Here is a 12,576-nt window from a genome sequence, read left to right as displayed (position 1 = left end):
CAGCTCCGGGCGGGCCAGCTCACCGCGCATCAGCAGCGCCATCAGGCCACCGACGAAGAACCAGATGAACGCCGTGAACGTGTACATCAGCCCGATCACCTTGTGATCGGTGGTCCGCAGCAGGGAGAGCAGCCGCGAGCCCTTCTCCGCCACGTGCGCAGGACTGGGCTGGCTGACGATGCGTGACGGTGTGATGGTCACGGGCTCTCCCGGTGTCGCCCGGCTCCCCGCCTCTGGGGCCCAGCACAGGATGCACCCAGTCCGCCGGGAACTGCCAGGGGGACGCCCCCTCTCCTCCTCGGCGGCGCCTCACGGCACACTGGGGACACCGCCGAGACCGCGGCGGACGTCGACCGGACGACCGGTACGGCTCGGGGAGCTGCCATGGACCCGACGAGCGATCCGACGTCGGACTGCGTGCCCTCGGCTGAGCTGCAGTGCGCAGCCACCCGCGCGGCGTTCGAGCGCAGCGACCTGTCCCCCGGCCAGCTGTGGACCCGGTACCTGGCCCTCGGCGGCACCGCCGGCGAGGTGGAGGTGCGCGCCTACCTGCTCGGCCTGGCCCGGCTGCCGGCGGAGGAGCGGGACCTGGTCGCGCACGCGGTCAACGAGCGCCTGGACGAGCTCGCGCCGCCACGCGCCCCGTACTCGCGCAGCCTGCACGACGTGCCGGGCAGCGGTGGCCCGCTGTCCGCGCTGCTGGGGCTCGTCGCCGCCGCGCACCGGACGCCGGACCCCGGGCCGGAGCCGCTGTCCCGGACGATGACCAGCATCTGCCCGGTGTGCGAGCGCGCCTTCTGCCAGCCCGCCGACAGCGGGCGGCGCCGGGTGTACGACTCCGAGGCGTGCCGGGCGAAGGCCTACCGCCGGCGCCGCACCGGCAGCCGTCCGGCACCGGCCGGCACGCCGGCCTGAGCTGCGGGCCGGTCCGGTGGCCGCCGACCAGCACGCCGACGTCCGGTCGATCCGGCCGGGGTCACGGGACGAGCACGCTGCCGGGACGCCGGCGCCCGGGCCGGACGCCGACCGGCTCCTGGAGGACGCCGACGAGCCGGGTGAGCGGTTCCGGGCCGCCCTCCGGGACCGGGACGTGATCAGCACCGCCAAGGGCGTCCTGATGGCCCGGCACGGCGTGGACGAGGAGACGGCGCTGCACCTGCTGCTGGAGACGTCGCGGGCGTCGGGCACGCGGCTGCGCGAGGTCGCGTCGGACGTCGTCTCCGCCGCCGTTCGGCAGCGGTCCTGACCAGGGGCTCCGGCCGCTCGACCTGCGGGATGCGCCGACTCCCGTGATCATGAAACCGGACCGGGCCGCAACGGAGCCCGGCCGGGAGGAGCGCGCGCGTGAAGGTCCTGGGCATCAACGCCATCTACCACGACCCGGCGGCTGCCCTGGTCATCGACGGCAAGGTCGTCGCCGCGGCCGAGGAGGAGCGGTTCAGCCGGCGCAAGCACGGCAAGCGACCGCTGCCGTGGAGTGCCTGGGAGCTGCCGGAGCTGTCCGCCGCGTGGTGCCTGAAGGCGGCGGGCATCCGCCCGGAGGAGCTCGACGCGGTCGCCTACTCCTTCGACCCCGCCCTGATGGGGACGCCGGAGGACTCCGGGCTGTTCGACGACGGCGACGTGATGCGCAGGAAGTACGCGGAGATGGCCCCGGACTTCCTGGCCCATGCGCTGCCCGGGCTGGACCCGGCCAAGGTCCGGTTCGTCAAGCACCACGTGGCGCACGCGGCCTCCGCCGGGCTGGCCGCTCCGCATCGGGACAACTCGGTGCTCGTGCTCGACGGCCGCGGGGAGGCGCACAGCCACCTCGCCGGTCGCTACGTCGACGGCCGGCTGGAGGTGCTGGCCGGCCAGGCGCTGCCGCACTCGCTGGGCCTCATGTACGAGGAGCTCACCGACCACCTGGGCTTCCTGCGCAGCTCCGACGAGTTCAAGGTCATGGCGATGGCCTCCTACGGGAAGCCGCGCTTCGTCGGCGAGCTGTCCGAGCTGATCCGGGCAACCGGGGACGGCGGCTTCGTCACCGAGCGGATCGACTTCAGCGAGTTCGCCCCGCGGCTGGGCAAGGACGCGGCCTGGACCGAGGACCACGCCGACCTGGCGGCCAGCGTTCAGCAGCGGCTGGAGGAGGTGCTGGTCGACCTGGCCCGCTGGGTGCACGAGCAGACCGGCGACGAGGTGCTCACCCTGGCCGGCGGGACGGCGCTGAACTGCGTCGCCAACACCCGGATCCTCGCGGAGAGCCCGTTCGAGCAGGTCTGGGTGCAGCCCGCCGCCGGGGACGCCGGGACGGCGCTGGGCAGCGCGCTGCACGTGGCGGCCGAGCTCGGTGAGCGCACCGAGCCGATGCCCGGCGCCGCGCTCGGCCGGGGCTGGAGCGACGAGGAGATCGAGCGGGTGCTGCAGACCGCCGCGATCGACTACGAGCGGCCGGACGACGTCGCCGAGGCCGTCGCCGAGGTGCTCGCCGACAACGGCATCGTCGCCTGGTTCCAGGGCCGCAGCGAGTACGGGCCCCGCGCGCTGGGCCACCGCTCCCTGCTCGCCCACCCCGGCTACGAGGCCAACCTCGAGCGGATGAACGACGTGAAGGGCCGCGAGCAGTTCCGGCCGGTGGCGCCGATGGTGCTGCTGGAGAAGGCGCCGGAGATCTTCAGCCGCGGCCCGATCCCCTCGCCCTACATGCTGTTCGTGCACGACGTGGCCCCGGAGTGGAAGGACCGCATCCCCACGGTCACCCACGTCGACGGGACGGCGCGGATCCAGACGATCGACCCGGCGACCGAGCCGCTGGTGCACCGCATGATCGCGGCGTTCGAGCGGCGCACCGGGCTGCCGGTGGTGGTGAACACCAGCCTCAACACCGCCGGCCGGCCCATGGTCGACGACCCGCGGGACGCGCTGGAGTGCTTCGGCTCGGCTCCGGTGGACCTGCTCGCGATCGGCCCGTTCGTCGTCCGCCGGCCGGTGCCGACCCGCCGCCCGGGCTGAGCACCGACGGGCCGGGCCGGGCCGACCGGGTCCGTCCGCGCCGGCCCGGCCGGGGCCCAGGTTGCAGTTCGGGCACGACGTGTCGCCCGACCGGGTGAGTCCCGTTTGCGCAGCTCACCCTGGGGGACCGGCTGTTCAGGCAGCGTCGAGGACCCGGCGGTGCCACGACACGATGGAGGACCACCCATGTCCGCTAAAGATTCCCCCGGCGCCGGTCGCCGGGGCATGACCTGGCCGCAGCAGCTCGCCCTCGCCTTCGGCGTCATCTACACGCTGATCGGCATCGTGGGCTTCTTCCTCACCGGCTTCGGCGACTTCTTCGGCAACGTCCACGGGCCGACCACGGAGCACGACGTGACGCTCCTCGGGTTCATGATCAACCCGATGCACAACCTCGTGCACGTCTTGATCGGCGCCGTCGGCATCGCCCTGTCCCGCACGCTGAGCGGTGCCCGCACCTACGGCTGGCTGCTCGCCGCCGGCTACGGCGCGGCGTTCCTCTACGGGCTGTTCGCCGTTGGCAAGGAGTGGGACTTCCTCAACCTGAACTGGGCGGACAACATCCTGCACCTGCTGACCGCGGCGGTCGGCGTGGCGATCGCGTTGGGCAAGGTCGCCGGCGTCGCCACCGGGCGCGGGCGGGACGCCTCGCTGAGGTCGCCTCGCTGAGGTCGCCGCGCTGACCCGCGGCCCAGCCCCGGGAGCTGCCACTCCCGGTCCGATCCCCGCCGCCCCGGACACCCCGGTGTCCGGGGCGGCGTCGCGCCCGCACCCGTCCGCGGTGTTGACCACCACCCCGGATACGGTCCGGCCATGGACTTCACCCTCTCCGCCGAGGCCGAGGACGTCACCGGCCGGATGTGGGACTTCATGCGGGAGCGGGTCCTCCCCGCGGAGCCCGTCTACGAGCAGTGGCGTGCCGCGCGTGGCCACGACGACCACGCCCACCCGCCGGTCCTGGAGCAGCTCAAGGCGGAGGCGCGCAGGCGGGGGCTGTGGAACCTCTTCTCCGCCGAGCACGGCGGGCTGACCAACCTCGAGTACGCCGGCGTCGCCGAGATCACCGGCTGGTCGCCGGTGATCGCCCCCGAGGTGATCAACTGCGGCGCCCCGGACACCGGCAACATGGAGACGCTGATGCTCTTCGGGACGCCGGAGCAGAAGGCGCGCTGGCTGGACCCGCTGCTCGAGGGGGAGATCCGCTCCGGGTTCGCGATGACCGAGCCGGACGTCGCCAGCTCCGACGCCCGCAACATCCAGACCTCGATCGTCCGGGACGGCGACGAGTACGTGGTCAACGGGCGCAAGTGGTGGACGACGGGGGCCGCCGACGAGCGCTGCCAGGTCTTCATCGTGATGGGGAAGACCGACCCCGACGGACCGGCGCACCGGCAGCAGTCGATGGTGCTCGTCCCCCGGGACACCCCGGGGCTGGAGATCGTCCGGCACCTGCCGGTGTTCGGCTACCAGGACCAGCACGGCCACTCCGAGCTGCGGTTCACCGACGTCCGGGTGCCGATGACCAACCTGCTGGCCGGTGAGGGCGACGGCTTCATGATCGCCCAGGCCCGGCTCGGGCCCGGCCGGATCCACCACTGCATGCGCGCGATCGGGATGGCCGAGCGGGCGCTCGCGCTGATGGTCGAGCGGGCGAAGTCGCGGGTCGCGTTCGGCCGGCCGCTGGCCGAGCAGGGCACCGTGCGGGAGTCGATCGCCCGCTCGCGCATGGAGATCGACCAGGCCCGGCTGTACGTGCTGCAGACCGCGGACCTCATCGACCGGCACGGGGCCAAGGGCGCGCGCACCGAGATCGCGGCGATCAAGGTGGTCGCGCCGCAGGTGGCGTGCGACGTCATCGACCGCGCCATCCAGCTGCACGGCGGTGCCGGGGTCAGCGGCGACACGGTGCTCGCCCGGTTCTACGCCAGCGCCCGCACGCTGCGGATCGTCGACGGCCCCGACGCCGTGCACATCCGCTCGGTGGCCCGCGAGGAGCTGGCCCGCGAGCGGCCCGTCTGAGGGGCCGGTTCCGTCGGTGGGGGGTGCCATCATCGGCGCATGACCGTGCCGGACGACGTCGAGGCGCTGCTGGCCGAGCACTCCGACGAGGTCGCCGCGCTCACCCGCCGAGCCCGCGCGGTGCTCCTCGACGGCCATCCCGAGCTGCGGGAACGGGTCCGCCGCGGGTGGCACAGCATCAACTACGCGCACCCCGACGCCGGGTTCGTCTGCGCGCTGTTCCCGCTCGCCGGGCACGTGCAGCTGGTGTTCGAGCGGGGTGTCCTGCTGCCCGATCCGGAGCGCCGGCTGGTCGGCACCGGGCGCACCGTGCGCTCGCTGGAGCTGTCCGACGCCACGGACGCCGACCTGGAGGTGGTGGTGGAGTACCTCGACCAGGCGATCGCCCTCGGCCGCCGGCCCGCGCGGGCCTGACGGGTGCACCTGGGCGGGCCCCGGGACGGGGCTCGCCCAGGGCGGCTCACGGGCTCAGCGTGGTCCCGAGCGAGCCCCCGGCCAGCTTGGCCATCAGCTGCGTGCGACCCAGGCCGACCGCGGTGAGGGCGTCGCCGTCCCGGTCGGTGTCGATCTGCTCGGGCAGCTGCGCGGCCACCGCCTCCGCCGTGTCGTTGTCGCCCTCGGTGCGCAGCACCCGCACCAGCTCGTCCCTGTTGAGCTGCACGGCGCCTCCTCCCCGGCGGGCCGCCGGCCCGCGTCGACGTGGTGCCGATCACCCTGCCGCCGGTCCCGCGCGGGCGCCAGCCGACGGGTCAGCGCGCCCGCGCCCGCCGCACCAGGAAGGCGCCGACCCCGGCCAGCACCAGCCCGAGCGCCAGCTGGCCGATGCCGACGACGGTCCGGTCACTGCCGAACCAGGTGACGCTGGAGACCAGCAGCACGACGGCGACCCCCAGCACGAGCAGGCCCACCAGTCGTTCGTGGCGGGTCCGGGGCGCCGGTGACGTCATGCCGCCGACCCTACGGACCTTGACAGGCAAGTGGATACTTGCCCATGCTCTGGCCGTGGGCGACGTGTTCAAGGCTCTCGCCGACCCCACCCGGCGGACGATCCTCGACGAGCTGCAGGACCGGGACGGCCAGACGCTGTTCGAGCTCTGCAGCCGGCTGGTGATGCGGCACGGCCTGAGCTCCTCCCGCCAGGCCGTCTCCCAGCACCTCGGCGTGCTGGAGGACGCCGGCCTGGTCTCCCGGCGGCGCGAGGGCCGCTACACGTTCCTGCACCTGGACACGACGCCGTTGCGGGCCATCGCCGAACGCTGGCCCACCGACCCCCGGAAGGGACCCCCGTGAAGATCGCCATGACCAGCGTCCTCGTCGACGACCAGGAGAAGGCGCTGCGGTTCTACACCGACGTGCTGGGCTTCCTGCCGAAGAACGACGTCCCGATGGGCGAGCACCGCTGGATCACCGTCGTCTCCCCGCAGGCGCCGGACGGCGTGGAGCTCGTCCTCGAGCCGGACGCGCACCCGGCCGCCAGGCCGTTCAAGGAGGCCCTGGTGGCCGACGGCATCCCGTACACCGCCTTCGCGGTCGACGACGTGCACGCCGAGCACCGACGGCTCACCGGCCTGGGCGTCACCTTCACGCAGGACCCCGTGGTCATGGGCCCCGTGACCGTGGCCGTCCTCGACGACACCTGCGGCAACCTGATTCAGCTCGTCGCCATGTGAGCCCGACCGCGCGCCCGTGTGCGAAAGCCGCGGTGGGCTGTTCGGAAGCCCGTGGGTTTCGCGCGCCTCCGCGTGCTTGACCTCCGGCTTTCGTCGGTCTAGCTTCCCGCGCACCGGGCCCACCGGGGGTCCGGCTCGTCAGTGCCGACGAGGGCCGTGAGGGGGCCGTATGCCGTCCTTGGACGAGCACGCCAGGTCGCAGGCGATCCTCGCCGCCCTCAGCGCGAGCGGGCGGGTGGCGGTCAACGACCTCGCGCAACGGCTCGCCGTCTCCACGGTGACGATCCGCAAGGACCTCGAGGCCCTCGAGCGGCGCGCGGCCCTGCGCCGGGTCCGCGGCGGCGCCGTCGCCGCCCCGGTGCTCGACGAGGGCGCCTTCGAGACCCGCCTGCTGGTGCGCCGGGCGGAGAAGGTGGGGATCGCCCGCGCGGTGGCCCCGCTGGTCCAGGACGGCGACGTCATCGCCCTGGACTCCTCCACCACCTGCCACCACCTCGCGCACGAGCTGCTGGCCCGGCGGTCGCTGGTCGTGATCACCAACAGCATGCCCACCGCGACGCTGTTCTCCGAGCGGTCGGACGCGACCGTGCTCATCCCCGGTGGGTCGGTGCGCCGCTCAGCCCGCTCCGTGGTCGGGGTCATCGGCGACGTGCTGAGCGGCCGCGGCTGGATCGACAAGGGCTTCGTCGGCGCCCACGCCGTCTCCGCCCAGCGCGGCCTCCTCGACATGACCCCGGACGAGGCCCAGGTGAAGCAGTACCTGACCGCGCACTGCCGGCAGGTGTTCGCGCTCGCCGACTCCAGCAAGCTCGGCAGCTTCTCGCTGCACAGCGTGGCGCCACCGTCCCGCATCACCGCGCTCTACACCGACTCCGGCGCCGACCCGGCCGCGGTGGCCGAGCTGCGCGCGGCCGGCGTCGCCGTCCACCGGGTGGACGTGCCGGAGGAACACCGGTGACCGGCACCCGCCCCGTGACGCCCCCGGCCCGCCCGGGGCGCACGGCACAGACCCACCGGCTCGCCGAGCCGGTGTCCCGGGGATCGACCCCCACTCCGATGAGGTGACCGATGAGGACGACACGTACGACGAGGTCCGTTGCCCCCCTCGCCCTGGCTCTCACCCTGACGCTCGCCGCCTGCGGCGAGGGCTCGGGGGGTTCGGCCTCCGGCGGGAACGACAGCGGTGGGGGTGACGCCGGCGGTGGCGGCGACTCCTACACCGTCGCGTTCGTGCCCAAGCTGCAGGGCATCCCCTACTTCGAGGCGATGAACACCGGCGGGGAGGAGGCCTGCCAGGAGCTCGGCTGCCAGTGGCTCTACCAGGGCCCGGTGGAGGCCGACCCGGCCGCGCAGGCCGACATCGTCCGCTCGTACATCCAGCAGGGGGTCGACGCCCTCATCGTGGCGCCGAACGACCCCGACTCGATGGCCCCGCTGCTGCAGCAGGCCGCCGACGCCGGCATCTCGGTGGCCACCTCCGACACCGACGCCCCCGACTCGGTGCGCGAGGTCTTCGTCAGCCAGGCGTCCACCGAGGGCATCGGGCAGGCCCTCACCGACGCGCTGCTGGAGGCCATGGGCGGCCAGGGGCGGTACGCGATCGTCTCCTGCGGCCAGACGGCGGAGAACCTGAACTCCTGGATCGAGGTGCAGCGGGCCTACACCGCGGAGAAGTACCCGCAGGCGGAGATCGTCGACGTCGTCTACGCCGGTGAGGACCAGGCGATGGCCACCCAGATGGCCACCGACCTGATGAACGCGCACCCGGACCTCACCGGGCTCGTCGGGGAGTGCACGTCCTCGGCGCCCGGCGTCGCCCAGGCGGTCCGGGACGCCGGCCGGATCGGGCAGGTGTTCACCGTCGGCCTCGGCACGCCGCAGTCGATGCTGCCCTACCTCCAGGACGGCTCGTCCACGGCCAGCATCCTGTGGGACGTCGAGAACCTCGGCTGGCTGACCGCCTGGGCCGGCGTCCAGCTGGCGTCCGGCGAGGAGTTCCAGCCGACCAACGACGTCAACGCGGACATCACCGGCGTGACCTACGACGAGAGCACGAAGGTCCTGCTGCTGGGTCCGCCGCTGCGGATCACCAAGGACAACGCCGGCGACTTCGACTACTGACCCGCTCCCGGGGAGGGCCGGCGCACACCGGCCCTCCCCGGCCACCGGCGCAGCGAGGGAGAGATGAGCGAGAGCCAGACGAGCGGGGCGGACGGCGCGTCGACGCCCCCACCGGCGGACCGGTCCGAACGGCTGTCGGTGACCGGCGTGTCCAAGCGGTACGGCGCCGTCCACGCCATCCGCAACGCCGACATGACGGTGCGCGCGGGCACCGTCCACGCCCTGGTGGGGGAGAACGGCGCGGGCAAGTCCACGCTGATCAAGATCCTCTCCGGGGCGGCCGACGCCGACACCGGGCAGATCACCTTCGACGGGCGGCCGGTCACCATCTCCGGCACGGCCGGCGCCATCGCCCTCGGCATCGCCACCGTGTACCAGGAGCCCCAGCTCTTCCCGGACCTGACCGTCGCCGAGAACGTGTTCACCGGACGGGAGATCACCCGGCGGGGCCGGGTGGACTGGTCGGCGCAGAACGCCCGCGTCGTGGAGCTGCTGGAGCTGATCGGCCTCCCCGCCCGGTACGCCACCGCGCCGGTCAGCGAGCTGTCGATCGCCGAGCAGCAGCAGGTGTCCATCGCCAAGGCCCTGGTCGGCAACGCCACCGTGCTGATCCTGGACGAGCCCTCGGCGATCCTGACCGACACCGAGATCGAGGTGCTCTTCGGCGTCGTCCGCCGGCTGGCCGCCTCCGGCGTCGCCGTCATCTACATCTCCCACCGGCTCGACGAGCTGTTCGTCATCGCCGACGAGGTCACCGTCATGCGGGACGGCCAGACCCTGGGCACCTGGCCCATCGGCGAGCTGTCCGTCCGCCGGGTCGTCGAGCTGATGGTGGGCGGCGCCCTGGAGGACACCCCGCCCGAGCACCGCGTCCCCGACGCGCCGCCCCGCCTGGTGCTGGACGGTCTCGGCTGCGAGGGCGAGTACTCCGACGTCGACGTGTCGGTGCGGCCGGGGGAGATCGTCACGCTGTACGGACTGATCGGCTCCGGTGCCGCGGAGATCGCCGAGACCGTCTACGGCATGCGGCGGGCGACCTCCGGCCGGATGCTGCTCGACGGCCGGCCGATCGCGCCCTCCTCGCCACGGGCGGCCAAGCGGCTGGGCATCGCCCTGCTCCCGGCCAACCGCAAGGCGCAGGGCCTGTTCAGCTTCCAGTCGATCGCCTTCAACATCTCCGCCGGCCACCTCCCGCTGCTGTCGAAGTTCGGCGTCTGGATGGACCGGCGCCGCGAGCGGCAGGTGGCCCGCGACTTCATCCAGCGGCTGTCCGTGCGCACCCCGCACGAGCGGCAGCCGGTGTCGGCGATGTCCGGCGGGAACGCGCAGAAGGTCGTGCTGGCCCGGCAGCTCGTCGAGCGGCCGCCGGTGCTGGTGCTCGCCGAGCCGACGCAGGGCGTCGACGTCGGGGCCAAGGAGGAGATCCACCGGATCGTCCGCCAGCTGGCCGACGAGGGCACCGCCGTCCTCATCGTCACCTCCGACCTCGCGGAGGCCATCCGCGTCTCCGACCGGCTCCAGGTCGTCCGGGCCGGCACCACGACCGTCGAGTTCGGCCCGGGCGCCAGCCAGGCCGACGTCCTCGCCGCCGCCGCCGGCGCGCTCGAGCAGGAGGTGGCATGAGCTCGTCGACGCTCAGGCCGGCCGGCGGCGCGCCGTCGGCCGGGCAGCCGGAGCACACCGCCCGGGCCCGCGGCCGCGTGCTGCCGTTCCCGATCACCGGCCAGGAGGTCGTGCTGATCGTCGTCATCGCCGTGCTGTGGGTGGCCCTCGCGCTGACCACGCCGGCGTTCCTGACCAGCGGCTCGATCGTCCCGCTGCTCGTGGCGATGGCCCCGGTGGCGCTGATCGGCGTCGGCATGACCGTCGTGATCATCACCGGCGGGATCGACGTCTCCGTCGCCGGCATGGTCATGGTGTGCGCGGTCGTGGTGGCCCGGGCCATGGTCGAGTCCGGCGCCCCGCTGCCGGTCGCCGTCCTCCTGTCCGTCGCGCTGGGCGGGCTGCTCGGGCTGGCCAACGGCGTGCTCATCGCCTACGGGCGGGTGCACGCGATCATCATCACCTTCGGGACGGCGAACCTCTTCCGCTTCCTCGGGCTGCAGCTGTTCGGCGGCACCACCGTCGACAACATCCCCGGCACGCTCGCCGTGTTCGGCCGGGGCGAGGCCGGCCGCACCCTCGGCGTCCCGCACAGCTTCCTGATCATGCTGGTCGTCGCCGCGGCCGCCTGGTACTACCTCCGGCACACCCCGAGCGGCCGGCACCTGTACGCCATCGGCGGGGACGCCGACGCCGCCCGGCTGGCCGGGGTGAAGGTGCAGCGGCGGGTGCTGTCGGCCTACGTCCTCACCGGGCTGCTCACCGGCCTGGCCGCCTGCTTCGTCATCGCCCGCGGCACCTCGACGCTGGCGCCGAACGTCGGCGCGGGCATGGAGCTGGCCGCGATCGCCGCGGTGGTCATCGGCGGCACCTCGATCATGGGCGGCCGCGGCTCGGTCCTGGGCACCGTGCTCGGGGCCCTGCTGGTGCAGACGGTCACCTCCGGGGTGACCCAGCTGGGTTGGCGCTCGCAGCTGGCCAGCCTGTTCGTCGGGATCCTGATCCTGATCGCGGTCGGGGCCGACCTGCTCCGCGAGCGCACGAGGAGGACGGCGTGAGCACCACGGTCTCCCCACCGGCCCCGGCACCGCAGTCGGGTCGGCCCGAGGCGCCGGACTCCCGGCTCCGGCAGCTGCCGGCGCTGCTCCTGCGCGCCCTGCTCACCCAGCGGATCGTGCTGCTCCTGGTGCTGCTGGTCGCCGTCGTCGCCACCTTCGTGACGCTGTCCCAGCGCAACTACCTGACCGCGCCGTACGACGCCGGCTACATGTCCGCGGCCCTGATCAGCGCCGTGCCGCTGGTCATGCTGGGGCTGGCCGAGCTGCTGGTCATCACCTCCGGCCGCGGCGGCATCGACCTGTCCGTCGGGGCGGTGGTGTCGCTGACCAGCATGGTGTTCGGCTTCGGCTACGGCGAGTGGGGCTGGCCGCTGTGGCCGTCGATCCTGCTGGCCGCCGCGTTCGGTGCGCTGTGCGGCGCGGTCAACGGCTTCCTCATCGCCTACATCGGCTACCCGGCCCTGATAACCACGCTGGCCACCTACTACGCGTTCTCCAGCCTGGCGATCGTGGTCAACGACCAGCAGCCGATCAGCACCCAGCCGATCCAGGAGTTCTTCTCCGCCGCCCGCTCGGTGCCCCTCGGGGGTGGCGAGGACCCGCTGCAGGTGCCGCTGGGCATCCTGACCTTCCTGCTGCCGACCGCCGTCGTGGTCTGGCTGCTGCTCAACCGCAGCACCTACGGCCGGCGGCTGTACGCGATCGGCACCAACGACGTCGCCGCGCAGTGGGCCGGCATCGACGTGCGGCGGACCCGGTTCCTCGCCTACACCGCGGCCGGCCTGATCTCCGGCCTGGTCGCCGTGGTCACCGTCGCGCAGTTCGCGTCGGCCCGGCCGGACGCCGGTGTGGCCGGCAGCGGCATGGCCCTGCCGGCGATCACCATCGCCGTCCTCGGTGGCGTGGCGATCACCGGCGGCATCGGCCGGGTGGCCGGTGTCGTCCTCGCCACGCTGCTGGTGGTGTGGCTCAACGCCGGGATCCTGCTGGCCGTCCCGGGGAACGCCGGCTCGCAGTTCCAGCTGTTCGCCCTCGGCACCGTCCTCGTCTTCGCCGCCCTGCTCAACGGCCTGACCAACCGCCGGTACGGCCGCACCGGCTGACCGGTGCCG

General features: G+C 73.5%; 15 protein-coding genes and 1 pseudogene. 13 read left to right on the top strand and 3 right to left on the bottom strand.

Translation table 11 applies throughout. The annotated features are described in order from the left end of the window. Positions 1 to 201 (bottom strand): annotated as a pseudogene (locus HL189_RS21920) (cytochrome ubiquinol oxidase subunit I); the annotation flags it as partial. Positions 202 to 384: 183 nt separating this feature from the next. On the opposite strand from HL189_RS21920, the gene HL189_RS21915 reads away from it, so the two are divergent. The 6 genes from HL189_RS21915 to HL189_RS21890 all read left to right on the top strand — a co-directional run bounded on the left by HL189_RS21915 (position 385) and on the right by HL189_RS21890 (position 5,427). Then, positions 385 to 915: a hypothetical protein gene (locus HL189_RS21915; RefSeq protein WP_369135856.1), complete on the top strand. Its 531-nt coding sequence runs from the start codon at positions 385 to 387 to the stop codon at positions 913 to 915. Between the two features lie 16 nt (positions 916 to 931). Then, entirely contained in the window at positions 932 to 1,246 is a 315-nt protein-coding gene (locus HL189_RS21910; RefSeq protein ID WP_369135855.1) for an ANTAR domain-containing protein, read from the top strand. A gap of 98 nt (positions 1,247 to 1,344) precedes the next feature. Then, positions 1,345 to 2,994: a carbamoyltransferase gene (locus HL189_RS21905; protein WP_369135854.1), complete on the top strand. Its 1,650-nt coding sequence runs from the start codon at positions 1,345 to 1,347 to the stop codon at positions 2,992 to 2,994. Between the two features lie 186 nt (positions 2,995 to 3,180). Next, positions 3,181 to 3,663, top strand: coding sequence for a DUF4383 domain-containing protein (locus HL189_RS21900; RefSeq protein ID WP_369135853.1), 483 nt, complete (start codon positions 3,181 to 3,183; stop codon positions 3,661 to 3,663). A gap of 144 nt (positions 3,664 to 3,807) precedes the next feature. Then, positions 3,808 to 5,013, top strand: coding sequence for an acyl-CoA dehydrogenase family protein (locus HL189_RS21895; RefSeq protein ID WP_369135852.1), 1,206 nt, complete (start codon positions 3,808 to 3,810; stop codon positions 5,011 to 5,013). A 39-nt stretch (positions 5,014 to 5,052) separates the two neighbouring features. Then, entirely contained in the window at positions 5,053 to 5,427 is a 375-nt protein-coding gene (locus HL189_RS21890) for a DUF1801 domain-containing protein (protein WP_369135851.1), read from the top strand. Between the two features lie 46 nt (positions 5,428 to 5,473). Here the strand turns inward: HL189_RS21890 and HL189_RS21885 are convergent, their stop codons facing one another. Then, entirely contained in the window at positions 5,474 to 5,674 is a 201-nt protein-coding gene (locus HL189_RS21885; RefSeq protein WP_369135850.1) for a hypothetical protein, read from the bottom strand. 88 nt (positions 5,675 to 5,762) lie between these two features. Then, complete coding sequence (locus HL189_RS21880; protein WP_369135849.1) at positions 5,763 to 5,960, bottom strand: hypothetical protein; 198 nt, start codon at positions 5,958 to 5,960, stop codon at positions 5,763 to 5,765. A 55-nt stretch (positions 5,961 to 6,015) separates the two neighbouring features. Here HL189_RS21880 and HL189_RS21875 point away from each other — a divergent pair, with 55 nt between their 5' ends. The 7 genes from HL189_RS21875 to HL189_RS21845 all read left to right on the top strand — a co-directional run bounded on the left by HL189_RS21875 (position 6,016) and on the right by HL189_RS21845 (position 12,567). After that, positions 6,016 to 6,303, top strand: coding sequence for an ArsR/SmtB family transcription factor (locus tag HL189_RS21875; protein ID WP_369135848.1), 288 nt, complete (start codon positions 6,016 to 6,018; stop codon positions 6,301 to 6,303). After that, the gene (locus tag HL189_RS21870; protein WP_369135847.1) at positions 6,300 to 6,683 is read left to right on the top strand and encodes a VOC family protein; all 384 of its coding nucleotides are present in this window, start codon (positions 6,300 to 6,302) and stop codon (positions 6,681 to 6,683) included. The genes HL189_RS21875 and HL189_RS21870 overlap by 4 nt, the downstream gene beginning before the upstream one ends. 169 nt (positions 6,684 to 6,852) lie before the next feature. After that, the gene (locus HL189_RS21865) at positions 6,853 to 7,641 is read left to right on the top strand and encodes a DeoR/GlpR family DNA-binding transcription regulator (RefSeq protein WP_369135846.1); all 789 of its coding nucleotides are present in this window, start codon (positions 6,853 to 6,855) and stop codon (positions 7,639 to 7,641) included. Positions 7,642 to 7,751: 110 nt separating this feature from the next. Then, positions 7,752 to 8,804, top strand: a complete 1,053-nt coding sequence (locus HL189_RS21860; RefSeq protein WP_369135845.1) for an autoinducer 2 ABC transporter substrate-binding protein — start codon at positions 7,752 to 7,754, stop codon at positions 8,802 to 8,804. Between the two features lie 63 nt (positions 8,805 to 8,867). Next, positions 8,868 to 10,427, top strand: coding sequence for a sugar ABC transporter ATP-binding protein (locus HL189_RS21855; RefSeq protein ID WP_369135844.1), 1,560 nt, complete (start codon positions 8,868 to 8,870; stop codon positions 10,425 to 10,427). Next, complete coding sequence (locus HL189_RS21850; protein ID WP_369135843.1) at positions 10,424 to 11,464, top strand: ABC transporter permease; 1,041 nt, start codon at positions 10,424 to 10,426, stop codon at positions 11,462 to 11,464. Before HL189_RS21855 ends, HL189_RS21850 begins: the two co-directional genes overlap by 4 nt. Then, on the top strand, positions 11,461 to 12,567 hold the full coding sequence (locus tag HL189_RS21845) for an ABC transporter permease (RefSeq protein ID WP_369135842.1): 1,107 nt from the start codon (positions 11,461 to 11,463) through the stop codon (positions 12,565 to 12,567). Before HL189_RS21850 ends, HL189_RS21845 begins: the two co-directional genes overlap by 4 nt. The last annotated feature ends 9 nt before the right edge of the window (positions 12,568 to 12,576 follow it).

Origin of the sequence: Modestobacter sp. I12A-02662, assembly GCF_041028325.1 — a bacterium.
In the GTDB taxonomy this organism is placed as follows: domain Bacteria; phylum Actinomycetota; class Actinomycetes; order Mycobacteriales; family Geodermatophilaceae; genus Modestobacter.
The sequence above is the reverse complement of the archived record's forward strand: the minus strand, read 5'-3'. Positions and strand labels throughout refer to the sequence as shown.

Bases quoted from the DNA above. Each gene is read 5' to 3' on its own strand.
- HL189_RS21915 (WP_369135856.1), top strand. From the start codon at position 385: ATGGACCCGACGAGCGATCCGACGTCGGACTGCGTGCCCTCGGCTGAG.
- HL189_RS21900 (WP_369135853.1), top strand. From the start codon at position 3,181: ATGTCCGCTAAAGATTCCCCCGGCGCCGGTCGCCGGGGCATGACCTGG.
- HL189_RS21895 (WP_369135852.1), top strand. From the start codon at position 3,808: ATGGACTTCACCCTCTCCGCCGAGGCCGAGGACGTCACCGGCCGGATG.
- HL189_RS21890 (WP_369135851.1), top strand. From the start codon at position 5,053: ATGACCGTGCCGGACGACGTCGAGGCGCTGCTGGCCGAGCACTCCGAC.
- HL189_RS21880 (WP_369135849.1), bottom strand. From the start codon at position 5,960: ATGACGTCACCGGCGCCCCGGACCCGCCACGAACGACTGGTGGGCCTG.
- HL189_RS21865 (WP_369135846.1), top strand. From the start codon at position 6,853: ATGCCGTCCTTGGACGAGCACGCCAGGTCGCAGGCGATCCTCGCCGCC.
- HL189_RS21860 (WP_369135845.1), top strand. From the start codon at position 7,752: ATGAGGACGACACGTACGACGAGGTCCGTTGCCCCCCTCGCCCTGGCT.
- HL189_RS21855 (WP_369135844.1), top strand. From the start codon at position 8,868: ATGAGCGAGAGCCAGACGAGCGGGGCGGACGGCGCGTCGACGCCCCCA.
- HL189_RS21850 (WP_369135843.1), top strand. From the start codon at position 10,424: ATGAGCTCGTCGACGCTCAGGCCGGCCGGCGGCGCGCCGTCGGCCGGG.